Origin of the sequence: Enterocloster bolteae (assembly GCF_002234575.2) — a bacterium.
Taxonomy (GTDB): Bacteria; Bacillota; Clostridia; order Lachnospirales; family Lachnospiraceae; genus Enterocloster; species Enterocloster bolteae.
Genome location: NZ_CP022464.2, coordinates 1,435,991 through 1,461,049 on the forward strand (window position 1 = coordinate 1,435,991; position 25,059 = coordinate 1,461,049).

At 51.5% G+C, this 25,059-nt stretch carries 22 protein-coding genes; 13 read left to right on the forward strand and 9 right to left on the reverse strand.

What is annotated here, in order from left to right:
• Nucleotides 1-5 precede the first annotated feature (5 nt).
• From CGC65_RS06735 to CGC65_RS06750, 4 genes are all read left to right on the forward strand, one after another.
• Nucleotides 6-707, forward strand: coding sequence for a cyclase family protein (locus tag CGC65_RS06735; RefSeq protein WP_002565445.1), 702 nt, complete (start codon nt 6-8; stop codon nt 705-707).
• Between the two features lie 15 nt (nt 708-722).
• Nucleotides 723-1,712, forward strand: coding sequence for an NAD-dependent epimerase/dehydratase family protein (locus CGC65_RS06740; protein WP_002565444.1), 990 nt, complete (start codon nt 723-725; stop codon nt 1,710-1,712).
• 19 nt (nt 1,713-1,731) lie between these two features.
• Nucleotides 1,732-2,664, forward strand: a complete 933-nt coding sequence (locus CGC65_RS06745) for an acetamidase/formamidase family protein (RefSeq protein ID WP_002565443.1) — start codon at nt 1,732-1,734, stop codon at nt 2,662-2,664.
• Nucleotides 2,665-2,760: 96 nt separating this feature from the next.
• The gene (locus CGC65_RS06750; RefSeq protein ID WP_002571863.1) at nt 2,761-3,537 is read left to right on the forward strand and encodes an FCD domain-containing protein; all 777 of its coding nucleotides are present in this window, start codon (nt 2,761-2,763) and stop codon (nt 3,535-3,537) included.
• Between the two features lie 76 nt (nt 3,538-3,613).
• On the opposite strand, the gene CGC65_RS06755 is transcribed toward CGC65_RS06750, so the two are convergent.
• The 6 genes from CGC65_RS06755 to CGC65_RS06780 form a co-directional block, all read right to left on the reverse strand.
• Entirely contained in the window at nt 3,614-4,321 is a 708-nt protein-coding gene (locus CGC65_RS06755; RefSeq protein WP_002565441.1) for an ABC transporter ATP-binding protein, read from the reverse strand.
• On the reverse strand, nt 4,308-5,174 hold the full coding sequence (locus CGC65_RS06760; protein WP_002565440.1) for an ABC transporter ATP-binding protein: 867 nt from the start codon (nt 5,172-5,174) through the stop codon (nt 4,308-4,310). The genes CGC65_RS06755 and CGC65_RS06760 overlap by 14 nt, the downstream gene beginning before the upstream one ends.
• A complete protein-coding gene (locus CGC65_RS06765; protein ID WP_002565439.1) occupies nt 5,174-6,289 on the reverse strand; it encodes a branched-chain amino acid ABC transporter permease in 1,116 nt (371 codons plus the stop codon). The genes CGC65_RS06760 and CGC65_RS06765 overlap by 1 nt, the downstream gene beginning before the upstream one ends.
• Before the next feature lie 10 nt (nt 6,290-6,299).
• Nucleotides 6,300-7,181 (reverse strand): branched-chain amino acid ABC transporter permease, encoded by an 882-nt coding sequence (locus CGC65_RS06770; RefSeq protein ID WP_002565438.1) that lies wholly within the window; start codon nt 7,179-7,181, stop codon nt 6,300-6,302.
• A gap of 154 nt (nt 7,182-7,335) precedes the next feature.
• A complete protein-coding gene (locus CGC65_RS06775) occupies nt 7,336-8,499 on the reverse strand; it encodes an ABC transporter substrate-binding protein (protein ID WP_002565437.1) in 1,164 nt (387 codons plus the stop codon).
• Between the two features lie 145 nt (nt 8,500-8,644).
• Nucleotides 8,645-9,514, reverse strand: a complete 870-nt coding sequence (locus CGC65_RS06780; protein WP_002565436.1) for a helix-turn-helix domain-containing protein — start codon at nt 9,512-9,514, stop codon at nt 8,645-8,647.
• A 235-nt stretch (nt 9,515-9,749) separates the two neighbouring features.
• Here CGC65_RS06780 and dapF (CGC65_RS06785) point away from each other — a divergent pair, with 235 nt between their 5' ends.
• The 7 genes from dapF (CGC65_RS06785) (at nt 9,750) to CGC65_RS06815 (ending at nt 16,412) form a co-directional block, all read left to right on the forward strand.
• Nucleotides 9,750-10,610, forward strand: coding sequence for a diaminopimelate epimerase (dapF, locus tag CGC65_RS06785; RefSeq protein WP_002565435.1), 861 nt, complete (start codon nt 9,750-9,752; stop codon nt 10,608-10,610).
• 210 nt (nt 10,611-10,820) lie between these two features.
• The gene (gene glnA / locus CGC65_RS06790) at nt 10,821-12,158 is read left to right on the forward strand and encodes a type I glutamate--ammonia ligase (RefSeq protein ID WP_002565434.1); all 1,338 of its coding nucleotides are present in this window, start codon (nt 10,821-10,823) and stop codon (nt 12,156-12,158) included.
• Nucleotides 12,159-12,203: 45 nt separating this feature from the next.
• The gene (locus tag CGC65_RS06795; RefSeq protein ID WP_002565433.1) at nt 12,204-12,752 is read left to right on the forward strand and encodes an ANTAR domain-containing response regulator; all 549 of its coding nucleotides are present in this window, start codon (nt 12,204-12,206) and stop codon (nt 12,750-12,752) included.
• A gap of 61 nt (nt 12,753-12,813) precedes the next feature.
• Nucleotides 12,814-13,644, forward strand: coding sequence for a diaminopimelate epimerase (gene dapF, locus CGC65_RS06800; RefSeq protein ID WP_002565432.1), 831 nt, complete (start codon nt 12,814-12,816; stop codon nt 13,642-13,644).
• A gap of 215 nt (nt 13,645-13,859) precedes the next feature.
• Nucleotides 13,860-15,080, forward strand: coding sequence for an LL-diaminopimelate aminotransferase (locus tag CGC65_RS06805; RefSeq protein ID WP_002565431.1), 1,221 nt, complete (start codon nt 13,860-13,862; stop codon nt 15,078-15,080).
• Nucleotides 15,081-15,113: 33 nt separating this feature from the next.
• Complete coding sequence (locus CGC65_RS06810; RefSeq protein ID WP_002565430.1) at nt 15,114-15,554, forward strand: Lrp/AsnC family transcriptional regulator; 441 nt, start codon at nt 15,114-15,116, stop codon at nt 15,552-15,554.
• Nucleotides 15,555-15,629: 75 nt separating this feature from the next.
• A complete protein-coding gene (locus tag CGC65_RS06815) occupies nt 15,630-16,412 on the forward strand; it encodes an N-acetylmuramoyl-L-alanine amidase (protein ID WP_002565429.1) in 783 nt (260 codons plus the stop codon).
• Nucleotides 16,413-16,501: 89 nt separating this feature from the next.
• Here the strand turns inward: CGC65_RS06815 and malQ are convergent, their stop codons facing one another.
• The 3 genes from malQ to CGC65_RS06830 all read right to left on the reverse strand — a co-directional run bounded on the left by malQ (nt 16,502) and on the right by CGC65_RS06830 (nt 21,215).
• Nucleotides 16,502-18,148, reverse strand: coding sequence for a 4-alpha-glucanotransferase (gene malQ / locus CGC65_RS06820; protein WP_276327902.1), 1,647 nt, complete (start codon nt 18,146-18,148; stop codon nt 16,502-16,504).
• Complete coding sequence (locus CGC65_RS06825; protein WP_002565427.1) at nt 18,036-18,908, reverse strand: endonuclease/exonuclease/phosphatase family protein; 873 nt, start codon at nt 18,906-18,908, stop codon at nt 18,036-18,038. Before CGC65_RS06825 ends, malQ begins: the two co-directional genes overlap by 113 nt.
• 66 nt (nt 18,909-18,974) lie before the next feature.
• A complete protein-coding gene (locus tag CGC65_RS06830) occupies nt 18,975-21,215 on the reverse strand; it encodes a PTS transporter subunit IIBC (protein WP_002565426.1) in 2,241 nt (746 codons plus the stop codon).
• 361 nt (nt 21,216-21,576) lie between these two features.
• Between CGC65_RS06830 and CGC65_RS06835 the strand changes: the two genes are divergently transcribed.
• Nucleotides 21,577-22,614, forward strand: a complete 1,038-nt coding sequence (locus CGC65_RS06835; protein WP_002565425.1) for a LacI family DNA-binding transcriptional regulator — start codon at nt 21,577-21,579, stop codon at nt 22,612-22,614.
• Nucleotides 22,615-22,899: 285 nt separating this feature from the next.
• Nucleotides 22,900-25,059, forward strand: coding sequence for an anaerobic ribonucleoside-triphosphate reductase (gene nrdD / locus CGC65_RS06840; RefSeq protein WP_002565424.1), 2,160 nt, complete (start codon nt 22,900-22,902; stop codon nt 25,057-25,059).

The window sequence follows — 25,059 nt, forward strand, 5'->3', positions numbered from 1 at the left end:
AGATTATGAGCAGAAGAGTGATTGATTTAACATTGGAAATTACAAGCAACATGCCGGCACAGGATGCGTTTCCAGGTAATATTTATGTACAGTTGGTATCCCATGAGGAATCCAGAAGGACGGAATCCGGTACACCTGAGGACCCGTTTACCTCTACGTGGAATTATATTGGCATGGTAGAACATATTGGGACGCATGTGGATGCCTTCTTTCATATGAATCCCAAAGGACTGAGTGTAGACAGAATGCCTCTGGATATGTTCTTCGGCAAAGCAGTCTGTTTTGATATGACACATATACCGGAACGCGGAGAAATTACAGCAGAAGATATGGAGAAGGCACAGGAGGCAACAGGAGTAAAAGTAGACGGTCATATAGTCCTTTTGGCTACAGGAATTCACGATAAGTATTTCCCGGACAAGAAGATACTGTCTGTGAATCCTGAAATAACTCCTGAAGCAGTTAAATGGCTTGCAGACCATAATTCCAGACTGCATGGTGTAGAGGGACCGTCAACAGATATTATGGATCTAAATCTGTTCCCGAGCCATCGGGCGTGCAGGAATCTGGGAATTACACATTATGAGTGGCTGATAAATCTTACGGAACTTATAGGAAAAGGAGAATTCATGTTCTATGGCGCTCCTCTGAAATTAAAAGATGGTTCAGGGTCTCCAGTACGCGCATATGCAGTAATAGAGGAATAGAAGGAAGGTAGTGGGATGAAATTTTTCTTGACTGGAGGTACAGGATTTGTAGGAATTAACCTTGCCTACCATTTAGCAGGACTGGGTGATGATGTAGTTATTTACGCGAACCAACCTCTTTTACAGCAGGCGGAAAAGATGTTTGGAAATTGTCCTGGTAAGGTCAGCTGGGTTTGTGGAGATGTATTGGACAAAGCACATATGGAGTCAGAACTGCTGACCAGTAATGCAGATGTGTTTATCCATGCCGCTGTAATAACACCGGGAAGGGAACGTGAAATAAAGCAGTTCGAGCAGATTTTTAGAGTAAACACTTTGGGTACAATTAACGCGTTGGAAGCCGCTAAAAATTGTGGGACAACCAGATTTATTTATGTGAGTTCAGTGGCGGTATATGGAACTTCGTCACAGGAATATGATCCCGTCCGGGAAACAGTACCATTAAAGCCATCAAATGTATATGAAATCAGTAAGTTTGCGTCCGAACACATTGCCCTTCGTTACAGAGAATTATACAATATGGATGTCAGAGCCATTCGGTTAGGGGATGTCTTTGGAGCGTGGGAATTTGACACGGGGGTAAGAGATACGATGAGTGCTCCGTGTCAGACACTGAAGGCAGCTCTGGAACGACGCCATGCAATCCTGCCGAAAGAGGGGATGACAGGCTGGGTATATGTGAAGGATGTCGCAGCATCAATAACAGCATTGGCTAAGGCTGCACCCGGACAGTTAAACCATGTGGTATACAATAGCAGTTCTGTCTACCGATGGTCCATAGCACAGTGGTGCGATATGCTGGCAAAACGATATTATGGATTTACATATGAGATTGGAACACCTTCGGAAGCAAATATCAAATTTCATGCATTGATGGATAATGGTATGTTTGATGTCTCCAGATTGCGGGAAGATACAGGATTTATTTCACAGTATGGTTGCAGAGAAGCATTTGAAGATTATACCAGCTGGGCGGACAGCTATCCTGATTTGGTGAGGCAATAAAAAGAGGAGGAACTAACAAATGGCAGATTATTTCATAGGTCCTGAGAGAGAAAACTTACATGGGCATTTATCCAATAAGATACCTCCAGCCTTAAGAATACGTTCTGGTGATACTGTGACCTTTTCAACATTGGAAGGAGATTGGAGACTGGAGCGCCCTGCCAAGCCGGAATCTTCCAGCGGTCTGTTTTTTCCGAGAAAGCTTCCGGAAGACTGTGGTCATGCTCTTTGTGGACCAATTTACATTGAGGGAGCCAGACCAGGGATGACCCTAGCAGCACATTTGGAAAAGATTGTTCCATCAGATTGGGGGTGGAGCCGTGTGGGGGATGGGGATTTGGATCATCTGAGACGAATTGAATGCCAGGAGGGAGAATACTTTCTCATATGGGATTTGGATAAGAAAAGAGGAACGTGTAGGAGTCATAGAGGGCATCAGGTCGCAATGAGTCCATTTATGGGGGTTTTGGCGGTTGCTCCGGATAGTGTTGAACCAGTTTCTACACATCCTCCGGGACTGCATGGGGCTAATCTGGATTGCAGAGAATTGATAGAGGGGAGTACCTTGTACCTGCCTATATTTACGGAAGGAGCACTGTTCTCAGTTGGAGATGGACATGCGGCCCAGGGAGATGGCGAATCAGGCTGTACAGCCATTGAATGCCCTATGAAGGAAGTCAGGATCAGATTGGAGATTCAAGAGGGGAGTTTTGGCTCCCCAGTGGCCGATACACCTGGGGGGTGGGTCGCATTTGGATTTTCAGAAAGTCTGACAGACGCCTCCTACAATGCGCTTGGTAATATGGCACTCTTGATGGAACGGTTATATGGGTATGAATACAGAGAGGCGTTATCAATGTGTAGTGTGGCAGTGAATCTTCGTATTACACAGATTGTTAATGGAATACGGGGCGTACATGCCATATTGCCTAAGGGCAGCATTTTCCAGTAAAGAGATAGGAATATTGATTTTTACTGATTTTCCATTTATAATGATGGTATTATGTAAAAGGTTGAACGACAATAGGACGGGAAATGGGTAGAAAAAATGAGTAATGTACTATTTATGCACGATATGAAGAAAATTGAGAAATGCTTTTCTGCTCGCGGTGATTTACTTGAATATATTATTATGGACATCATACTGCAGTATAATGATGTGGTAGGATCGTGGACTCTGAAAAATGAACTCGATATACTTGAAATTCATATAGGGACAGCAACCATTGGCAGAGTGCTTAAAATACTGGATAATAAAGGTTTTACGGTTCCTGTGTCAAATAAAGGAAGGGCTTTGACAAAGAAAGGCATTGATGAAGTTTTGAAGACTCGAAGCCGGATTCATAAGAGTATATTGAGTAATGATATTGTGGATTCGGTAGAGATTACCCATTTTGATGATTTGATTGAAGTGTTGTCAACCAGACTTATCATTGAAAGAGAGGCTACCAGGCTGGCTGTTCAGAATGCTACCCAAGAAGACTTTAAGCAGATGAGTGATGCCCTGGACCAGCATAGAATGCTTCTTAGTAACGAGTTGGATGATTCCAGAGCAGGTCTTGATTTCCATATTTATATTGTTGATGCAGCTAAAAATAAGTTTATGAGTGCTGTGGCTCGTTTATTAGCTTATGAAGAGCATCAGATTGAAGCCAGGGTACCTTCCTTAAGTGCTAAAAAGCATGCCATGGAATATGTGAATGTGCATCAGGAGCTGTTGGAGGCAATACAGGATAGAGATGAAGAGAGAGCTACCCGGTTGATGGAGGAGCATTTGAATCAGATAATTGGTCTGGTTAAAAGAGACAGGGAGATCACTTTATAGTTATGCAAATAGTGATAAAATAATGATGCCGGAACTGCCATATTGTTTTTTTAGAGTGGCAGTTCCGGCATTTATCTTATTTCTTTTTCTTCCCCAGATAAGCCGCCTTCACAGACTCATCTGCCAGCAGCTCCCTGCCGGTGCCTGACAGGGAAATCCGGCCTGTTTCCAGCACATAACCCTGGTCAGCAATACGCAGGGCCATGTTGGCGTTCTGCTCAATCAGAAGAATGGTCACGCCCTGTTTGTTGATTTCCTTTATGATGTTGAATATATCCTGGACAATGAGAGGGGCCAGGCCAAGGGACGGCTCATCCATCATCATCAGCTTTGGATGGCTCATAAGGGCCCTGGCCACGGCCAGCATCTGCTGCTCCCCTCCTGACAGAGTGCCGGCTAACTGCCAGCTGCGCTCCTTTAACCTGGGGAACAGGCTGTAGACCCATTCTATATCCTGGTCCAGGGAATCGGTTCTCAAATAGGCTCCGATTTTTATGTTCTCGATAACGGTCATGTCCGGGAACACCCGCCTGCCCTCAGGGACAAGGGTAATGCCCTTTGACACAATATCAGGGGTATCCATGCCTAACAGCTCTGTACCGTCAAACTGGATGGAGCCTGCCGAGGCTTTTACAAGTCCTGCGATGGCCCGCAGGGTGGTGCTTTTGCCTGCTCCATTGGCGCCTATGAGGGTGACAATGGATTTCTCCGGTACCTCAAAGCTGATTCCCTTTACAGCCTCGATACCGCCGTAATTTACTCTTAAATCATTAATCTTCAGCATCTTCACTCACCCCCAGATATGCTTCTATTACTTTTGGATTGTTCTGGACCTGGTCGGGCGTGCCGTGGGCTATGAGCTTGCCGAAATCCAGCACGTAAATGCGGTCTGATATCTGCATGACCAAATCCATGTGGTGCTCTATCATGAAGATGGTCAGGTGGTAATCGTCCCTGATTTTGTGGATAAAATCAGTCAGGTCCTGGGTTTCCTGTGGATTCATGCCGGCCGCCGGTTCATCCAGAAGGAGCAGGCTGGGACTGGTGGCCAGGGCTCTGGCAATCTCCAGACGGCGCTGGAGTCCGTAGGGCAGGGAGGAGGCGATTTCGTTCTTTAAATGGGCCAGTCCCTGCATTTCCAGAAGCTCCATGGACTCTTCCCGCATGCGTTTTTCCTCAGCATGGTTGAGGCGCAGTGTGGCTGAAAACACATTCTGCTTTGCCCGCATATGTTTGGCAATCAGGACGTTTTCAAAGACAGTCAGGGCGCCGAAGAGACGGATGTTCTGGAAGGTCCTGGCAATGCCCAGCTTGGTAACCTGGTCCGGTGTCTTGCGCACGGGAGTCAGGTCCGTGGGGGTTATATCGCCCTCATAGAGGCGCCGCATTTTGCCCTGGGGCGTATCGGCCAGTATGACCTCACCGTTAAAGGATACGGAACCAAAGGTGGGCTGGTAAATACCTGTGACACAGTTGAAAGCAGTGGTTTTGCCTGCCCCGTTGGGCCCGATGAGGGCCACGATTTCGTGTTCATTTACATCCAGGGTCAGTCCGTTCACTGCCACGACGCCGCCGAACTGCATGGTGATGCTCTCCATATGCAGTACATTTTTTACGCTGTTTTCCATGTTGTTCATCAGTGGATGCCTCCCTTCTTGGCGGAAGAGGGCTTTTTCCTGCCTCTCTTAAACTTGCCGGGAATGCCCCGTATGAGCCGGAACAGTCCGTCCCAGGAGAATTCGTGGTTTCCCATGATACCGCGGCTGTAGAAGAGCACAACCGCCATCAAAAGGATGGAGAAAATGACCATACGGAATCCGGAGCGGAACAGGGGAACACTTACCCCGGCAATGGTCAGTGGATCGTCGAAGAAGCGCAGCAGCTCCCTGCCTGCGGTGACCAGGAATGCGCCTGCCACGCTGCCTGTAACGCTGCCGATGCCGCCTAAGACCACAATCAGCAGGATATCATATGTAAGGGCTACCTGGAAGGTTTTGGAGTCAATGGATCGCATAAACATGGCCAGCATTCCGCCTCCCACTCCTGTGAAGAAGGAGGAAATCACAAAGGAAAGCTCCTTGTAATGAAAGAGGTTGATTCCCATGGACTGGGCAGCTACCTCGTCCTCCCGGATGGATTTAAATGCCCTGCCGTAGGAGGAGTTAATGAGAAGCACCATCAGGGCAATACACAGGGCGGCCAGGCCGAATACCGCAAAGATATTGGGAAAGCCCGGTATACTCTTAAGACCGTAGGAACCGTTGGTAATGGTGTCAAACATGGGGGCTGCAATGAACGCCCGGATAATTTCCGAAAAGCCAAGGGTTGCGATGGCAAGATAATCGCTCTTTAAGCGCAGTACCGGGATTCCGATAAGGGCAGCCATGGCTGCTGCCGCCAGTCCGCCAAGGAGCAGGGCCACGGGGATGGGCAGCTGGATATTGGCAATGACCGGTGATATGCCGCTTACATAGTATACGCTGGCCCTGGATCCCACCGGGATGGTAAAGATGGCAACCACGTAGGCGCCGATGGCCATAAATCCTGCCTGGCCCAGGGAGAACAGGCCCGTAAAGCCGGTCAGCAGGTTCATGGAAACAGCCACCACCGCATAGATGGCGCTTCTCTCCAGAATGGATATCTGGTAGCTGTATTCGGCAGTGTCAGACTGCAGGAATGCAAGGAAACCGATGATTATTACCAGGGCAATGAGGGTATATAGTTTGTTCTTGTTCTTTGTCATATTCTTCATGTCCGCCACCTCACACTTTATCGGTCGTCTTCTCACCAAAGAGTCCTGTGGGACGGATGAGAAGCATGACAATCAACAGGATAAACGTAAATGCATCGCTGAAGGTAGACTGTCCCATGGCCACCAGGGCTGTCTCTCCAAGCCCCAGGATAAAGCCTCCGATGACAGCTCCGGGAATGCTGCCGATTCCTCCGAACACGGCAGCCACAAAGCATTTTAAGCCCGGAAGGGCGCCGGAGAAGGGGAATACGGTCATACGGTCCGTAAAATATAAAATGGATCCGATACCGGCCAGCAGGGACCCCACTGCGAAGGTAAAGGTGATGGTCTTATTGATTTTAATGCCCATAAGGGAGGCTGTCTCGTAATCCTTGGAAACCGCCCTCATGGCCATGCCTATTTTGGTGTGGTTAATCAGCAGAATGAGAAGATAGACCAGCACCAGGGTCAGGACAGGGGTCAGGAAGGTGACAAAGGAGGCGGACAGTCCGCCTATCCGGAAGATTTTCTTTAAGAAAGGAATCTCCGGATACCCTTTGGGCAGGGCGGTAAAGAGGTAGGTGGCCAGATTCTGCAAAAGGTAGGAAACGCCGATGGCTGAAATCATAACAGACATTCTGGGTGCGGATCGCAAGGGGCGGTAGGCCACCCGCTCTATGGTGACGCCCAGAAGAATGGTCACAATCAGGGTGACGGGAATGGCAATGAACCATGGCAGGCTTGCCATTGCAAAAATCATAAAGTATCCGGCCATCATGAAGATATCGCCGTGAGCGAAATTGATGAGGCGGAGGATGCCGTAGACCAGGGTATAGCCTATGGCAATGAGCGCATAGGCCCCGCCAAGGGAGATGCCGGTCAGGCATTGCTGAAGAAATGTTGTTAAACTCATATGAGTCTGCCTCCTGTGTTTTTATAGTAAGGTCCGTATCCAGAAATCCGTTAAAACATGCAACCAGCCCTGGAACGTCCAAGGCTGGTTAAGACTAAAGGCAGCAGCGTTTGCCGCCTGCAGCCCTGTATCCATATGTAATTCGCCAGATGCCCTATTCCACAGTAGTGGTGGTCAGGAACTGGAACCTGCCGTCCTTGATGGTCTTAATGAACGCGATATCTTTGTTGGCATCGCCGGTCTCATTAAATGTGATGTTTCCTGTTACGCCGTCAATCTCTACATTCTTAAGGGCGTCGCGGATGGCGGTGGTATCGGTGGATCCTGCGTCCTCTATGGCCTTGATGGCAGCCAGGTAGGAATCGTAACCCAGGGCGGAGACAGCCGGGATAATGTCTTCCTGCTTTTCCTTTACCAGATATTCCTTGAAGCCCTTGATGAAGGCCGCAGCCTCGTCGTTAGCCGGTTCCGCCTCGTCAAAGAAGGTGGAGATTACGACTCCTTCAGAGTCGGCGCCCGCGTTCTCGATGATGGTGGAGTTCTCCCATGTATCGCCGGCAGCAATGGTAGCCGTGATTCCCAGCTCCCTGGCCTGCTTGATGATTAACGGGGCAGTGGTGATGGAGGACGGGGCAAAGATGATGTCGGGGTCAGCCGCCTTTATGTTGGTCAGGATGGCCTTGAAATCAGTCTGGTTTGTCTGGAACTGTTCCTCGCTGACAATGTTGCCGCCCAATTTTGCAAAGGCTTCCTTAAAATAGGATCCAAGACCAGAGGAATAGTCATCGCCCAGCTGGGTAATCACGGCAGCGCTCTTTGCGCCGTTCTGGAATGCGTAATTCGCCATGACCGTGCCCTGGAAGGGGTCGATGAAGCATACACGGAAATAATAATCATTTCCCTCGGTTACCTGTGGGTTGGTACAGGAACAGCCGATGGCCGGAATCTTGGCGTCTGCGAAGATCTGTCCGGCTGCAATGGACACGCCGGAGCCGTAGCTTCCCAGCACCACGCTGACCTTTTCGCTTACCAGCTTCTGGGCCGCGTTCACAGCCTCGGTCTTATCGGATTTGTTATCTACCTCCACCAGCCTGACAGCATATTCCTCGCCGCCTATGTTGACGGTGGGGTGCATCTCGTTGGCATAGCGGATACCCAGTACTTCCTGATAGCCTCCGCCTCCGTTCTCACCGGTGGTCGGCTCGAACACGCCGATTTTGATGACTTTTTCGTCTGATTTCTTGCTGCCGCACCCTGCCAGGGCACTGGCTGCCAGGCATGCCGCCATGGTCACTGCTGCTACTTTTCTGATTCTCATAATACATTCCTCCTGTTTCATTGAATTTATCCCGGACCAGTTTATTTTGCGTGTTCACCTCACAAAGACAACTGTCCTCAATAGGAAAACAATGAGTATATTATAACAGAAATCAGAAAAAATTCAAGAAAATTCAGGAAATACTTTATATTTTAGTGCCAGGATTCCGTTTTGGCAGCTGTTGGAAGTGATTTTTGTAGGCCCTGAGAAAGGTGGAGTAATGGCTGAAGCCGGAACGGAAGCAGGCGTCCGTGGCATTTACCCCCTCACCCAGCAGGTCCCTGGCATAAATCAGGCGCTTTTCGGTGATGTAATTTCCTATGGTACATCCTGTTTCTTCTTTGAAAATACGCATCATATGGTACGGGCTGATGCAGCTTAAGGAGGACAGTGTCCCGATGCTCAGGTCCTCGTCCAGATGTTCATTTATATAGGATATAAGGCCGGAGACCCGGTAGTTTAAGACACCCGTGGGAAGGTACTGGGCCTTGTCATCCATGGAGGCCCTGTTCAGCTCCACCAGAAATTCCAGGCATAAAAGGCGGCTCATGAGGGGACCGGCAAACTCTTCCTGCTGCCAGTTCTGGGAGCGTTCCAGCTGCTTTAAAAGGGAGAGCATGTTCGCCCGGACCTCCTTCTTCAGCCTGAGAACATTAGAATGACGGTAGGCTGCCGTGGCAAAACACCGGTCCAGGGAATCTTCGTTTTCTCTGTGCCGGTCCAGAAAATCCTGGGACAGGTAAAGGATCTGCCGCTCATAGGGCTGCCCCGAGTCCACCTCGGGCCGGTGGATCTGCCCCCGCCCCACCAGCACAATATCAAAGGGGTGAAGGGAATAGGAGCGTCCTTCTATGACATAGTTGACCTTTCCCTCCAGCAGCACCATGATTTTCAGGAAATCGTGATAGTGGAATTCATAGCAGGGACTTACCTTATCTTTTAAATGGAACAGCCGGAAGTCCTCTTTCAGGAATCCCTGGCGCTCAAACGCAGGGGCGTCATCTGTGATGGGCATGGAACCGTTACCTCCTTTTTGCATGCCGTGTCTCCGTGTGATGGAAACATCGTTTGTGGGGATATTTTAAGTATAAAATAAATACAGCATTATTTGCAATATAAAATAGCAATATATCTATATTATTATCAAAAAATGCTTGATAAAATAATGGTAAAGTTAACAGCCGGCGGAGTGAGTCAGGAGCCGGCAATGAGTACCGCTAAAACAGACCGCAGACAGGGAGGATATCTATATGAGGATTGTAGTGGAAAAATATCATGGACTGGGAAATGATTATCTGGTATACGACCCCAATAAAAACAAACTGAAGCTGACCCCTTCCAATGTACAGCTTATGTGCAACCGCAATTTCGGGGTGGGTGCCGACGGGATTCTGGAGGGACCTGTTCTGGACGGTGAGCAGATTTCCATGGTGGTATGGAATCCGGACGGCAGTGTGGCGCAAAAGAGCGGAAACGGGGTCCGGATTTTTGCCAAATATTTAAAGGACGCAGGGTATGTACAGAAAAAAGATTTTACCATTTCCTCCCAGGGCGGCGAGGCGTCCATCCATTATCTGAACGAGGAGGGCACCCGGTTAAAGGCATCCATGGGAAAGGTATCCTTCTGGAGCGACGATGTGCCGGTGGAGGGACCCCGCAGGGAAATCATCAACGAGACCATGGTGTTTGGCCGGATTCCCTATCCTGTTACCTGCCTGTCCATCGGCAATCCCCACTGCGTTATCCTTATGGATGAGATTTCAAAGGATTTGGTGTGCAGGATTGGAAGGTATTCTGAGAGCGCCAGGCAGTTCCCGGAGAAAATCAACACACAAATCATGAAGGTACTGGACCGGACCCATATCCAGACCGAAGTGTACGAACGGGGAGCGGGCTACACACTGGCTTCCGGCAGCGGCTGCTGTGCGGCTGCGGCTGCGGCCTACCGTCTGGGGCTTACGGATCCCAAGATGTTTGTGCAGATGCCGGGAGGCACCCTGGAGCTGGAGATTGACGGGGAAGGTGTGGTCCACATGACCGGAGATGTGGGATATGTGGGTGCCGTCAAACTGGGAAGCCATTTCACAGAACAGCTTCGCGCGTTAAAGTGATATCAAAAAAATAGAGGAAATTCATTGACAAATGAAATATCTGCTGATATATTTTTTATAACAAAAAGCAGGGGTAAGGGAAGGATGACGAGGGCGTCTTAAGGGGGCTCTGTCCCTGCCCGGTGGATTTTAAGGAGGCGGGAGCATGGTAATAGGTTCCCGCCTCTGCGTGTTTGTGGGTATCACAGTTTGCAAGAGAGGGAGATTATTATGAGCAAATACAGTAAAGAGGACATCATGCGTATGGTGGAAGAGGAGGATGTGGAGTTTATCCGCCTCCAGTTTACGGATATCTTCGGAATGCTTAAGAATGTGGCCATCACCGCCAGCCAGCTTGAAAAGGCGTTGGATAACCGCTGCATGTTCGACGGATCTGCCATTGAAGGGTTTGTGAGGATTGACGAGTCGGATATGTACCTGTATCCGGATTTGGATACCTTTGAGGTCTTTCCGTGGAGGCCCCAGCAGGGCAAGGTGGCCAGGTTTATCTGCGACGTGTATAACCCGGACGGGACCCCGTTTTCCGGCGATCCGAGGTATGTGCTCAAACGGGCTGTCAAGCGGGCGCAGGACATGGGATATGTGCTCAATGTGGGTCCGGAATGTGAATTCTTTCTCTTTCACACGGACGAGGAGGGAAGGCCCACTACCAGCACACATGAGATGGCGGGATATTTTGACGTGTCTCCCATTGACCTGGCGGAAAATGTCCGCAGGGATATTGTGCTGAACCTGGAGGAGATGGGATTTCAGGTGGAGGCCAGCCATCATGAGATTGCGCCGGCCCAGCATGAGATTGATTTCCAGTACACGGACGCGCTTCGGGCTGCGGACAATATCATGACCTTTAAGATGGCGGCAAAGACCATAGCAAAGCGCCACGGACTCCATGCCACCTTTATGCCGAAGCCCAGAGAGGGTATGAACGGATCCGGCATGCATATCAATATGTCGCTGTCAGACAAGGAGGGCAGGAACCTGTTTGCGGATGACCAGGATGCTTTGAGGCTGAGCAGGGACGCCTATTATTTCATGGCCGGCATTCTTAAGCACATGAAGGCCATGACCATCCTGACAAATCCGCTTGTGAATTCCTATAAACGGCTGATTCCGGGATTCGATGCGCCCATTTATATTGCCTGGTCACCTACCTCCAACCGCAGTTCCCTGATTCGTATACCATCCCCCAGAGGGGAGAGTACGCGCATTGAACTGCGGTGCCCGGATTCTGCCATGAATCCGTATCTGGCCCTGGCGGCCTGCCTGTCGGCGGGACTGGACGGAATTGAAAAGAAAACCGGACTTCCTGCATGTGTGGAGGGAAATATGTTCACCATGGAGCCGGAGGAACTGAGGGAACGCAACGTGGAGCGGATTCCCGAAACCCTTGGGGACGCCATCGAGGCATACAGCGGGGATGTTTTTATGAAGGAGGTGCTGGGAGAGCACATTTACACCAAATATCTGGAGGCCAAGGAGCAGGAATGGAGGGATTTCCGGGCTCAGGTAACGGATTGGGAAGTGAGCCAGTATCTGTATAAATACTGATGGCGCCGGCAGTTGTGAATAAGGTTTTACCTGGAGGTGGGACATGTGACTAACATCATCGTAGCGTTTTCCAAGCCGGAGGACGGGAAGAATATAAAGAGCATATTGGTCCGAAACGGTTTCCAGGTAGTGGCAGTCTGCACCTCAGGCGGTCAGGCCCTGTCGGCTGCGGACTGTCTGAACGGGGGAATCGTGGTGAGCGGTTACCGGTTTGAGGATATGATGTACGACGAGCTGCGCCAGTGCCTGCCGGGAGATTTTGACATGCTTCTGATTTCATCGCCTGCCAGGTGGGGCGGACAGTGCCCGGACAGGGTTATCTGCCTGCCCATGCCCCTTAAGGTCCACGACCTCTTAAATACCCTGGAGATGATGGTGCAGGCCCAGGAGAGGATCCGCAGAAGGAGAAGAAGCAGGCCAAAGGAGCGCAGCAGGGAGGAGCAGGATATCATAACAGAGGCAAAGACACTGCTGATGGAACGGAACAATATGACGGAGTCGGAAGCCCACAGATATATACAGAAATGCAGCATGGACAGCGGCACCAATCTGGTGGAGACAGCACAGATGGTAATCAGCCTCATCCATGTGTGACGGGGACGGATAAGGGAAAGAATGATTAGAATGCCGGTAATACGGCAGGATGGAGACGGATATGGAATTTACAAAAATGCAGGGAACAGGTAATGATTATGTGTATGTGGACTGTTTTAAGGAGACGGTGAGGGATCCGGCAAAGACAGCCATCTATGTGAGCGACCGCCATTTCGGCATCGGGTCCGACGGATTGATTCTCATATGCCCCTCCCGGACAGCGGACTGCAGAATGGAGATGTACAACGCGGACGGGTCCCAGGGAATCATGTGCGGCAACGGTGTGCGCTGCGTGGGTAAATACGTTTACGACCATGGTCTGGTGGATAGGGATAAAAGGACTATCACAGTGGAGACACTGGCAGGGATCAAGACGCTGGAGCTGGAAATTGAGGATGGAAAGGCAGTGTCCGTTACCGTGGACATGGGGGAAGCAGCCCTCACATCCAGGCTGCCGGAGGATATCACGGTAGACGGGAAGGAATACCGGTTTGTAGGAATCAACGTGGGAAATCCCCATGCAATCTATTATGTGGACCAGGTGGACTGTCTGGATTTGGAGCGGATTGGACCGGCCTTTGAGAACCATGAGCGGTTCGCGCCTGACCGTGTGAATACGGAGTTTATCCATGTGGCGGACCGTAAGCACCTTGAGATGCGGGTGTGGGAGCGGGGAAGCGGCGAAACCTGGGCGTGCGGCACAGGCGCCACGGCCAGCGTCATGGCCTCCATCCTCATGGGATATACGGAGGATGAGGCGGAGGTGGCTCTGCGCGGAGGAAAACTGGTGATACGGTATGAAAGGGAGTCGGGCCATCTGTTTATGACAGGGCCGGCCGTGGAGGTGTTCCGGGGCTCTATTGACATACCCGAAGAAATATATTATGATTGATAAGGCGAATTTTATCAGTTAATACTTTAAAGCGAAAAATGTTCAATATACACTCTCAGGAACCAGACGCGCGACGGCGCGCGTCCTGGTACACCTTTTGCGGCACGGCGGCGGACATGGAAAAGACATGGCGCTGTATCCTGCGGCAAAGGGCGTATCCGGTTTTTGGGGGTGTTTTCATATTTCAGACAGGCAGAGGCCAGGAGGAAGCACACATGTTTAAGATCAACGAGAATTATTTGAAGCTGCCGGGAAGCTATCTCTTTTCCGCCATTGCGAAAAAAGTGGCTGCATATGAAGAGGCTAACCCGGACAGGCAGGTTATACGGCTGGGAATCGGGGATGTGACACTTCCCATTGCCCCGGCCATTGTGGAAGCCATTCACAAGGCGGCGGACGAGATGGGACAGGCCAAGACATTTCACGGCTATGCGCCGGATTTGGGTTATGCCTTTTTACGGGAGACCATTGTGGAAAAGGATTACAGGTTATGGGGCTGCCATGTGGAGGCAGACGAGATATTTGTATCGGACGGAGCCAAAAGCGACTGCGGCAATATCCAGGAGATATTCAGCGAGGACAGCCGCATTGCGGTGTGCGACCCTGTGTATCCCGTGTATGTGGATTCCAATGTCATGGCGGGCCGTACAGGCAGCTATGACCCTGACACGGGCATGTGGAGCAATGTGATCTACATGCCCTGTACGGCGCAGAATCATTTTGTGCCGGAGCTTCCGCAGGAGACGCCGGATCTTATTTACCTGTGTGTGCCCAATAACCCCACAGGCACCACGCTGACCAGGGACCAGTTAAAGGTGTGGGTGGACTATGCAAACAGGGCAGGGGCCGTGATTCTCTATGATGCTGCTTACGAGGCTTATATATCCGAGGAGGATGTGCCTCACAGCATATTTGAGATAGAGGGAGCCAGAACCTGTGCCATTGAGTTCCGTTCCTTCTCAAAAAAAGCCGGGTTCACAGGCGTTCGTCTGGGATTTACCGTGGTTCCGAAGGATTTAAAGTGCGGGGATGTAATGCTGCATTCGCTGTGGGCCAGACGCCACGGCACCAAGTTCAACGGAGCCCCCTATATTGAGCAGAGAGCCGGTGAGGCCGTATATTCCGAAGAGGGCAGCCGGCAGGTCATGGAGCAGGTGGCGTATTATAAGAGGAATGCCATGGTTATCTATGAAGGGCTTAAGGAGGCGGGCTACACTGTATTTGGGGGAATCAATTCGCCCTACATCTGGCTTAAGGTGGAGGACGGGATGGACAGCTGGGAGTTTTTTGACTATCTTCTGGAACAGGCCAATGTGGTGGGAACACCGGGAAGCGGCTTCGGGCCCAGCGGCGAGGGTTATTTCCGCCTGACGGCCTTTGGAACCTACGAGAATACGGTGGAGGCTGTAAAACGGATAAAGGCCCTCAGGAGGTAACAGGGGCAGGAGAACAGGGAGGAAAAGGGTAATATGGATGAGATTGACCGCAAGATACTAAAGCTTTTACAGGACAATGCAAGGGTTTCCCTAAAGACCATCGCAGAGAATACGTTTCTATCCTCTCCGGCGGTATCAGCCAGGATTGAACGCCTGGAAAAGGAGGGTATCATAACAGGCTACCATGCCTCTGTGGACCCGGTGAAGCTGGGGTATCACATACTGGCATACATTAACCTGGAGGTGATACCCGAGGACAAGGAGCAGTTCTATGCCTATGCCCGGGAGGTGCCCCATATACTGGAGTGCAGCTGTGTCACCGGAGGATTTTCCATGCTGTTAAAGGTAGCCTTTAAGAGTACCATGGAGCTGGATATGTTCATAGGACAGCTGCAGAAATTCGGCAGGACAAGCACACAAATCGTATTTTCCACCCATGTTGGTCCCAGAGGAGTGGATGTGGACGAAATTTAGTTCCAGGTTCAGTCAACATTTGTCTTACTTTCACATATGGTATAATGTAGAGTCATATATGAAGGAGAATCTGGTATGACAGATGTTAAGAGAGTCATAATTGATGCCGGCCACGGCGGCGAAGAGCCGGGCGCCATGTACGACGGGCGCCGGGAAAAAGACGATACCCTGCGGCTGGCTCTTGCCATAGGACGGATATTGGAAAATAATGGGGTGGATGTGGTATATACAAGGACCACGGATGTATACGACACGCCTCTTGAGAAAGCCCGGATAGCAAACCAGTCAGGGGCCGATTATTTTGTGTCCATTCACCGGAATGCATTCCCGGTACCGGGAACTGCAAGCGGCGCCATGACGCTGGTGTATGAGGATGCAGGTGTGCCGGCCATGCTGGCGGATAATATCCAGCGCAATCTGGTGGAAACAGGGTTCAGGGACCTGGGAGTACAGGAGCGCCCCGGTCTTATCGTGCTGCGAAAGACACAGATGCCTGCTGTGCTGGTGGAAGCGGGATTTATTGATAATCCGGATGACAACCGGTTTTTTGATGAGAATTTTGATGCCATTGCCCAGGCCATAGCAGACGGTGTGCTGGAAACCATCCGGCAGCAGGAGGCGCAGAGACCGGAATATTATCAGGTCCAGGTAGGAGCCTTCCGCACCAGGATGCCGGCAGACAGGCTGGTGAATGAACTCCAGGCCAGCGGCCTTCCGGCCTTCCTGGTTTACGACGACGGACTGTACAAGGTAAGGGTTGGCGCTTTCCTCAATATGGACTATGCGGTACAGATGGAGAGGAACTTAAGAAACATGGGATATCCCACTGTGCTGGTGAGGGAACGGGCCATATACTGATGAATTTAATTGTAAATAATTTCTAAATATAGACAGGTTAATGCCGCAGGCCAAATTCTCATGGATTTGGCCTGCGGCAGCTTTACATATCACCAGTTCCAGCGCCCGTAGCGCAGTGTGACGGAGGAAATGGTTTTCACTAACGGATCCGACATCTGGCCGGGAAGAAGGCGCCATCTCCAGTTGGTGCCCACAGTGGAGGGGGTGTTGATGCGGCAGTCATTGTCCAGGCCCATATAATCCTGAAGGGGGATGATGCACATTCTGGCCTGGCTGCGCATAATCAGGCTGATAAAGGACATGTGCAGACGGCTGGCGGGGGTACAGCTGTCACAGAGATAATCCCTGGCCAGCTTCCGTTCCTGGGCTGTGATGGAGGCATACCATCCTTTGATGGTTTCATTGTCATGGGTGCCGGTGTAGGCCACACAGTTTTCAGGGTAGTTATGGGGAAGATAATCGCTGGCGCAGCCGGAATCCCTGGAATCAAAGGCGAATTCCAGTACCTTCATGCCCGGGAATCCGCTGTCCTTTACAAGCTGCCTGACGGAGTCTGTCACGTATCCCAGATCCTCGGCAATGATTTCCTTTTCTCCCAGGGCGCTGCGCACGGTGTGGAAGAAGCCGATTCCCGGTCCCTGCTCCCAATGGCCTCCGACGGCAGTGCCGGAGCCGGCCGGAATGGAGTAGTACTGGTCAAATCCGCGGAAATGGTCAATCCTTACCACATCATACAGTTTATAGCAGTAGGCCAGCCTGGCCAGCCACCATTCATAGCCTGTGCTGCGGTGGTATTCCCAGCGGTACAGGGGATTTCCCCAGAGCTGTCCTGTGGCGGAAAAGCCGTCAGGAGGGCAGCCTGCAACTGCGGTCGGTATATTGTCCCGGTCCAGCTCAAAGAGTTCAGGATGGGCCCATGTGTCGGCGCTGTCCATGGCCACATAGATGGGAATGTCCCCTATGATGCGGATTCCGTTGGCATTGGCATAGGATTTTAGTTTTTTCCACTGCTGGCTGAATTTGAACTGAAGGTATTGATGGAATTCTATGTCGTAGTATAGCTCCCTCCGGTAGTAATCCAGGGCGTTCTGCCAGCGCAGGCGGATGTCCTGTGCCCACCGGGTCCAGGCAGTTCCTTTGAACCGGGCCTTTACTGCCATGAAAAGGGCGTAATCCTGCAGCCACCATCTGTTTTCATCCCTGAATTTCCGAAACTCCGGGTCCAGGCTTATGCTGCTCCTCTCATAGGCTTTTCTCAGCAGGGGGTACCGCTCTTCGTAGACCTTTGCATAGTCCACAAAATCCGGCCGGCTGCCGAAGTCAGCCCGGCTGCATTCTTCCTCTGTAAGGACGCCTTCCTGTATAAGGTCCTCCAGACTAATGAAATAGGGATTGCCTGCAAAGGTGGAAAAGGACTGGTAGGGGGAATCCCCGTAACTGGTGGGCCCCAGGGGGAGAATCTGCCAGTAGGACTGGCCGGCCTCCTTTAAACGGTCCACGAATTCGTAGGCCTCCTTTGAAAAGCAGCCGATTCCGTATTTGGAGGGAAGGCTGGTGATGGATAGTAAGATTCCGCTTTCTCGTTTCATATCTATATGCTCCTTTTTGCAGGCATTGTCCTGTTTAATATTCTGTGATGATTCCAAAATGGTCTGATACAACGGGAAAGGATGTGCCGTCGTATATGGTTCGGGAGGAAATAACCGGCACCCTGCGGCTGGTCCAGATGTAATCAATACGCATTCCCGGTATCTCTCCCTGTTCCCGCCATCCGTCAATGGCATTTGCCACAGTGACGCCTGAATCCCTGGAAGCAGCCAGGTCATATGCGTCAAACCAGCCTGAGGCCAGAATCAGGTCCCGTCCCTGGCCGGTTATGTGGGCCGGTGAGTTGAAATCCCCCATGAGCCACAGACGTTCTTCTGCTAAGGGGGACAGGCCGCTGCTTATGCGGTTCCATTGTCCCTCAAAGGGTTCTTCGCTGTCATTCCACCAACCCATGTGGACACTGTAAAAATATTCATTTCCGTATTCTGTCCGGGTGTTGATTCCAAGTATTTTTCGGGTTTTCCAGTTTTCATAATCCCGGATGCCGGTGATGTAAAACTGGCTGGTCCCCAGTATGGGGGAACGGCTGAGGACGGCCAGACCCTCGTCGTATATCCCGTATCCTACCTTGGCCGGGGTCCAGGTCCACTGGTAGGAAACACCGGCCCGGGCCAGGAGCAACGCCAGGTTAAGGGCGTGGTTGTCTGCGCGTATGACTGCCCGGGAGGCGCAGGGGGAGACTGTGTTTAAGTCTTTGGCACAGCAGGGAACATAGCCGGATTCCCGCAGCCAGCCGGAGGCTGCGGGCGGAGCGCTCCTGGACTGGTTGACCTCCTGGAGGGCTATGATATCCGGTTTGATTTGGACAAGGGATCCGGCAAAGGCGGCGAGCTTGGATTCATATTCCGGCTCCGCCAGACTGTGTGTGTTAAGTGTCATTATTTTCATACTACCTGCCTCCGGTGGTTTTCAGTTACAGAAGGCAGCTGCGGTGGGTGGATGGCAGCGGCCTGTTTACAGTATATCATTGATATCGGATTTGAGCACATCTGCTTTCGGTCCGTAGATGGCCTGGATGCCGCCGTCCTTTTTAATCAGACCCATGGCGCCCTCTGCCTTCCATTGGGGCAGTCCGGCAACCTTATCCACGTCCTTTACCGTGACGCGCAGACGGGTCATGCAGGCGTCCACCAGGACAATGTTATCCCTGCCGCCCAGAAGGGAGATGATGCGTCCGGCCTGGCTGTCACCGGATGATGCAAAACCGGCCCGGCCCTGGCTGTTCTCTGAGACAGAGTCGTCGGTGTAGTTGCCCAGTCTGCCCGGGGTGGCAAAATGGAACCTTCCTATCATAAAATAGGCGATTGCGTATCCTGCGGCAAAGAATACAGCCACACAGAGGATGAAGTTTACCAGGTCTCCGCCAAGTCCTGCGCGGATGGACATGGGAACACGCGTCAGGAATTCCAGGTTGCCAAAGGAATGAAGCCTGAGGTGGATGAGGCCGGCCATGGCAAAAGCGCATCCCTGCAGCACTGCGTATACCAGATACAGCGGAAGGGCGCAGAACATAAACATGAATTCCAGAGGCTCTGTGACACCTGTGAGAAATACGGCCAGTACAGTGGAGATGAACATGGAGCGGTAATTGCGGCGCTTATCCGGGTCCACGCGGCGGTACATGGCCAGGGCAATGCCCAGAAGAAGGCCAGTGGCGCCAATCATCTGTCCTACCTTGAAACGGGCAGGGGTGATGGTGGCCAGCAGGTTCTGGTACCCGGCCATGTCTCCCGCGTCCTTAAGGTTGATAAGGTCTGTTGCCCAGGCCAGCCACAGCGGATCCTGACCAAAAACCTGGGAACCTGCGTTGACGCCCGTGAGGATGGTGTACGTGCCTCCGAAGGAGGTGTAATTCATGGGTATGGTCAGCATATGGTGCAGGCCGAAGGGAAGGAGAAGCCTTTCCAGGGTTCCGTAGATAAAGGGGGCCAGCACAGGCGAGGTGGAGGAGGAGTTGGCAATCCACACGCCGAAGGAGTTGATGCCGGTCTGAACCACAGGCCAGACAATGGCCAGCACCAGTGAGATGATGACGGACCAGAGGATGACTACCATGGGGACAAAGCGTTTTCCGTTAAAGAAGGCCAGGGCGTCCGGCAGCTTCCTGTAATTGTAATATTTATTGTAAATAACTCCTCCTGCAAAGCCTGATATAATGCCCACGAACACGCCCATGTTCAGCGCGGGAGCTCCCAGGACCGAGGTGAAGTATCCGTTTACCAGGATTTCCTGGCCCAGCAGGGTCCGGGTCACGGCGGCAGGGTCGTTTAAGTCGGCGCTGCTGACACCAAAGAGAGCGCCGGTAATAACATTGATGAGGATAAAGGCAATGACAGCCGCAAAAGCGCCGCCGGCCCGTTCCTTTGCCCAGGAGCCGCCGATGGCAACAGCAAACAGGATGTGCAGGTTGTTGATTACGGCCCAGCCTATGGTCTCCATGGTGCTTCCGATTGTAAGGACAGCTCCCATATCCCCGCCGGCCATCTGTATGAGCTTTCCTACGCTGATCATCAGTCCGGCTGCGGGCATGACGGCAATGACTGTCATCAGGACCTTGCCCAGCTTTTGGAGAAAGTCAAAATTGATCAGGGATTTTTTGGGCTTTCCGGCTTTCCTGTCCGCAGCGTCTGCGGGGGAAGACGTATTTGCAGCTGGGGCAGTGTCCGGATTATGGGGGGAGGCTGCATCAGCTTCTTCGGCTGCGTCCGGCGGGCAATGGTCTAAAACCGTTATCACAGTATCTGCTCCTGCCTTTACAGGACCTGTGAAGGCATTCATGGAACGGCCTTCCATTCCGCCGCAGATAAGGACAGGCGTGATGGTGTTGACCTGTTTTTCTTCAAGGGCTTTTAAGTCGGCCTTTGCCAGAAGGCTGCCGGCCTTCACCTTATCTCCGATCTTTACACAGCACTGGAAGCATTCTCCCTTTAAGGCCACGGTCTCCAGACCGAAGTGGACCATGACCTCGATGCCGTCCTCGGAACGCAGGCCATAGGCATGGAGGGTCTCTGCTATGGAAACCACCTCCCCGTCAATGGGACTGACCAGATTGCCGTCCCGGGGCAGGATAGCAACGCCGTCTCCTATGATTTTCTGTGAGAATACAGGGTCCGGCACTTCCTCCAAAGGGACCGCTGTTCCGGTTAAAGGGGAGAGAATCCTGATTCCAATACAGCCGTCAGTGTTCTTGTTCATATGTAACCTCCTGAGTTTAATTGTTGCATTGTTTGTGCAACCGCTTGCGTTAAATATAGTCTGGCTGCATGAAGAATGCAATAGATATTTTCAAAATCCTGTGTTTTCTACGTTTTGGACAAAAATACTCTCAGGTATTTGTGCAATTTTTCCGGAGCAGAATGCAAAAAGTCAGGGGAAGATTGCGCAAACAGAGCGCAAACGAGTTGACAAAAATTGCATTAAACTTTACAATATAGGAAGGGCGTGTATGAACTGCGGTGATGGAACTGGTGGAAGGAGCCTGAGAGCGGATCCGGACCATAGGTTCATATATATCCCTGTGACGATGAAAATGAGACGCATATTAAGGAGGCTGTTTATGCCTGTTACAATCAAAGACGTGGCTGCCCTTGCAGGGGTGTCGCCATCCACCGTAAGCCGTACTTGCAAGGACCATCCCTCTATCAGCCGCCAGACCAAGGAAAAGGTCAGGCAGGCCATGGCAAAGCTGGGCTATGAACCGAATTTTCAGGCCAGCAGTCTGGCGACCCAGAATTCCCGCACCGTGGGAATCATTCTGCCCCCGTCGGAGTGGGAGGCTTACCAGAATCCATTCTACCTGGAGATGATACGGGGAATCAGCCAGTACTGCAACCAGAAGCAGTACATCAATACCGTGATTACGGGACAGAATGAGGATGAGATCCTCCAGGCCATAAAGACCATGGCGAGAACCGGCCTGGCAGAGGGATTTATCGTGCTCTACTCCAGGGAGCAGGACCCGGTTCTGGATTATCTCTATGAAGAGGGACTGCTGTATGTGCTCATTGGAAAAGCGTGCCGGAATGTGAACCAGACCATCTATGTGGATAACGACAATGTGCTTGCGGGCAGGGAGGCGGCGGAGTACCTGTTAAATCTGGGCCATGTAAGGATTGCCTGCCTGTCCGGGGACCATTCTCTTCTTTATAACCACGACAGGAAAATGGGGTATATGCTGGCCCTGGCAGAGCGGGGGATTCCTTTTGACGGCCAGCTGTGCGTGGAAGTGCCTTCTGTGCCGGAGGAGCAGGACCAGGCCCTGGCGGCCCTGTTCGCAAGGGAGGACAGACCCACGGCCGTACTGGTTAGCGACGACATACTGGCAGTGGCCCTGGAGAAGGCATGTATTGGTCTGGGGCTGTCCATACCGGGGGATGTGTCCATCCTGTCCTTTAACAATTCCCTTCTCGCCAGACTCACCTTTCCGCCCCTGACATCCGTGGATGTGAATGCCTGCCAGCTGGGAATCGAGGCAGCCGCCCAGATGATAAGCCATGTGGAAAATCCGGAGCTGGTGGCAACGAAAATCATTGTTCCCCACCACATGGTGGAGCGGGAGAGCTGTGCGGGAGCCGGAGGGTTCTGCGGTGATTGAGATACTGGAACAGTATAATACATCCCAGGCAGGTGACTGCCTGGGCGCCTTTTTGCTGTCAGACATATCACCAGGTTCGGCCGGGATTTCAGCCAATTGTCTTATTTTTCTGAAATACATCTTATCGTATACTTCCTCTTGAAAAACACAACATTTAGTGGTAAAATCTTATACTGTTGCACAAGCAACAGATTTTTCCAGTATTCTGTGATAAGATGCCTTTAAACCGTTTACCTGAAGACAGGCAGCGAGGGAGAGCATTAGGATAAAAGGAGTGTAGTGACGATGAAGATTATTAAGAGGAATGGCGCGGAAGAGGATTTTGACAACAATAAGATCGTGGTGGCTGTGGCAAAGGCCAATACGGCTGCCGGAAAAAACAAGCTGAGTCTGGAGCAGATTAAGGACATTGCGGATTATGTGGAGTACAAGTGTGTAAAGCTTAACAGGGCTGTGTCCGTTGAGGAGATCCAGGATATGGTGGAGAACCAGATCATGTCTACAGGCGCATTTGAGCTTGCAAAGGATTATGTGAGATACCGCTATCAGCGCTCCCTTATACGCAAGGCCAATACAACGGATAACCGCATTCTGTCCCTGATTGAGTGCAATAATGAGGATGTGAAGCAGGAGAATTCCAACAAGAATCCAACGGTCAACAGTGTGCAGAGGGATTACATGGCCGGGGAGGTCAGCAAGGACCTGACCAAGAGGATGCTCCTTCCCCAGGACATCGTGGAGGCTGACAAGGAGGGCATCATCCATTTCCATGACTCCGATTATTTTGCCCAGCACATGCACAACTGCGATCTGGTGAACCTGGAGGACATGCTGCAGAACGGCACGGTTATCAGCGAGACCAGGATTGAGAAGCCCCACAGCTTTTCCACGGCCTGCAATATCGCCACTCAGATTATCGCCCAGGTAGCCAGCAACCAGTATGGCGGGCAGAGCATCAGCCTGGCCCATCTGGCTCCCTTTGTGGACGTATCCAGAAAGAAAATATACGCGGAGGTCCAGGAGGAGGTTAAGACCTTTGGCTGCATGCCTTCCGAGGAAGCCATACACGAAGTGGTGGAAAACAGGCTCCGCAAGGAGGTTACCAAGGGTGTCCAGACCATCCAGTATCAGGTCATCACGCTGATGACCACCAACGGACAGGCCCCCTTCCTGACCGTGTTCATGTACCTGAATGAGGCTAAGAACGAGCGGGAGAAAAAGGACCTGGCCATGATTATCGAGGAGACTCTGAAGCAGCGCTACCAGGGGGTGAAGAATGAGTCGGGCGTGTGGATTACTCCGGCATTTCCCAAGCTGATTTATGTGCTGGAGGAGGACAATGTCAACGAGGGAACCGAGTATTATTACCTGACCGAGATGGCTGCCAAATGTACGGCCAAGCGCCTTGTTCCCGACTATATTTCCGAGAAGAAGATGATGGAATTAAAGGAAGGTAACTGCTTCCCTGTCATGGGATGCCGCAGCGCCTTAAGCCCCTGGAAGGATGAAAATGGAAATTATAAATTCTACGGCCGTTTCAACCAGGGAGTGGTGACCATTAATCTGGTGGATGTGGCCCTGTCCTCCGGCGGAGACATGAAGGCTTTCTGGAAGATTTTTGACGAGAGGCTGGATCTTTGCTACCGGGCACTGATGTGCCGCCACAACCGTCTGAGAGGCACGCTGTCCGATGCGGCGCCCATTCTCTGGCAGAACGGCGCCCTGGCAAGGCTTAAGAAGGGCGAAACCATTGACAGGCTCCTTTACGGAGGCTATTCCACCATTTCCCTGGGATATGCGGGACTCTATGAGTGCGTGAAGTACATGACCGGAAAGTCCCATACCGACCAGGAGACTACTCCCTTTGCCCTGGAGGTCATGGAGTACATGAATAAGGCCTGCAACCGCTGGAAGGATGAGACTAACATCGGGTTCAGCATCTATGGATCGCCCATAGAGAGCACCACCTATAAGTTTGCCAAATGCCTCCAGAAGCGTTTCGGCATCATAGAGGGCGTGACGGACAGAAGCTATATCACCAACAGCTATCACGTAAATGTTTCCGAGGAAATAGATGCCTTCTCAAAGCTGAAATTTGAGTCGCAGTTCCAGGCTCTTTCCACAGGCGGAGCCATCAGCTACGTGGAGGTACCCAACATGCAGAACAATATTCCGGCCGTGCTGGGGATCATACGGTATATCTACGACAATATCATGTACGCAGAGTTAAATACCAAGAGCGATTTCTGCCAGGAGTGCGGATTTGACGGCGAGATTCAGATCGTGACGGATGAGAGCGGCAAGCTGGTGTGGGAATGCCCCAAGTGCGGCAACCGGGACGAGAACAAGCTGAATGTGGCCAGGAGAACCTGCGGCTACATCGGAACTCAGTTCTGGAACCAGGGCAGGACCCAGGAAATCAAGGAAAGGGTGCTCCATTTATAA

Excerpts from the sequence above, each read along its gene's own strand:
- CGC65_RS06735 (WP_002565445.1), top strand. The coding sequence starts at position 6 with ATGAGCAGAAGAGTGATTGATTTAACATTGGAAATTACAAGCAACATG.
- CGC65_RS06740 (WP_002565444.1), top strand. The coding sequence starts at position 723 with ATGAAATTTTTCTTGACTGGAGGTACAGGATTTGTAGGAATTAACCTT.
- CGC65_RS06745 (WP_002565443.1), top strand. The coding sequence starts at position 1,732 with ATGGCAGATTATTTCATAGGTCCTGAGAGAGAAAACTTACATGGGCAT.
- CGC65_RS06750 (WP_002571863.1), top strand. The coding sequence starts at position 2,761 with ATGAGTAATGTACTATTTATGCACGATATGAAGAAAATTGAGAAATGC.
- CGC65_RS06755 (WP_002565441.1), bottom strand. The coding sequence starts at position 4,321 with ATGCTGAAGATTAATGATTTAAGAGTAAATTACGGCGGTATCGAGGCT.
- CGC65_RS06760 (WP_002565440.1), bottom strand. The coding sequence starts at position 5,174 with ATGAACAACATGGAAAACAGCGTAAAAAATGTACTGCATATGGAGAGC.
- CGC65_RS06765 (WP_002565439.1), bottom strand. The coding sequence starts at position 6,289 with ATGAAGAATATGACAAAGAACAAGAACAAACTATATACCCTCATTGCC.
- CGC65_RS06770 (WP_002565438.1), bottom strand. The coding sequence starts at position 7,181 with ATGAGTTTAACAACATTTCTTCAGCAATGCCTGACCGGCATCTCCCTT.
- CGC65_RS06775 (WP_002565437.1), bottom strand. The coding sequence starts at position 8,499 with ATGAGAATCAGAAAAGTAGCAGCAGTGACCATGGCGGCATGCCTGGCA.
- CGC65_RS06780 (WP_002565436.1), bottom strand. The coding sequence starts at position 9,514 with ATGCCCATCACAGATGACGCCCCTGCGTTTGAGCGCCAGGGATTCCTG.
- dapF (WP_002565435.1), top strand. The coding sequence starts at position 9,750 with ATGAGGATTGTAGTGGAAAAATATCATGGACTGGGAAATGATTATCTG.
- glnA (WP_002565434.1), top strand. The coding sequence starts at position 10,821 with ATGAGCAAATACAGTAAAGAGGACATCATGCGTATGGTGGAAGAGGAG.
- dapF (WP_002565432.1), top strand. The coding sequence starts at position 12,814 with ATGGAATTTACAAAAATGCAGGGAACAGGTAATGATTATGTGTATGTG.
- CGC65_RS06805 (WP_002565431.1), top strand. The coding sequence starts at position 13,860 with ATGTTTAAGATCAACGAGAATTATTTGAAGCTGCCGGGAAGCTATCTC.
- CGC65_RS06810 (WP_002565430.1), top strand. The coding sequence starts at position 15,114 with ATGGATGAGATTGACCGCAAGATACTAAAGCTTTTACAGGACAATGCA.
- CGC65_RS06815 (WP_002565429.1), top strand. The coding sequence starts at position 15,630 with ATGACAGATGTTAAGAGAGTCATAATTGATGCCGGCCACGGCGGCGAA.
- CGC65_RS06825 (WP_002565427.1), bottom strand. The coding sequence starts at position 18,908 with ATGAAAATAATGACACTTAACACACACAGTCTGGCGGAGCCGGAATAT.
- CGC65_RS06830 (WP_002565426.1), bottom strand. The coding sequence starts at position 21,215 with ATGAACAAGAACACTGACGGCTGTATTGGAATCAGGATTCTCTCCCCT.
- CGC65_RS06835 (WP_002565425.1), top strand. The coding sequence starts at position 21,577 with ATGCCTGTTACAATCAAAGACGTGGCTGCCCTTGCAGGGGTGTCGCCA.
- nrdD (WP_002565424.1), top strand. The coding sequence starts at position 22,900 with ATGAAGATTATTAAGAGGAATGGCGCGGAAGAGGATTTTGACAACAAT.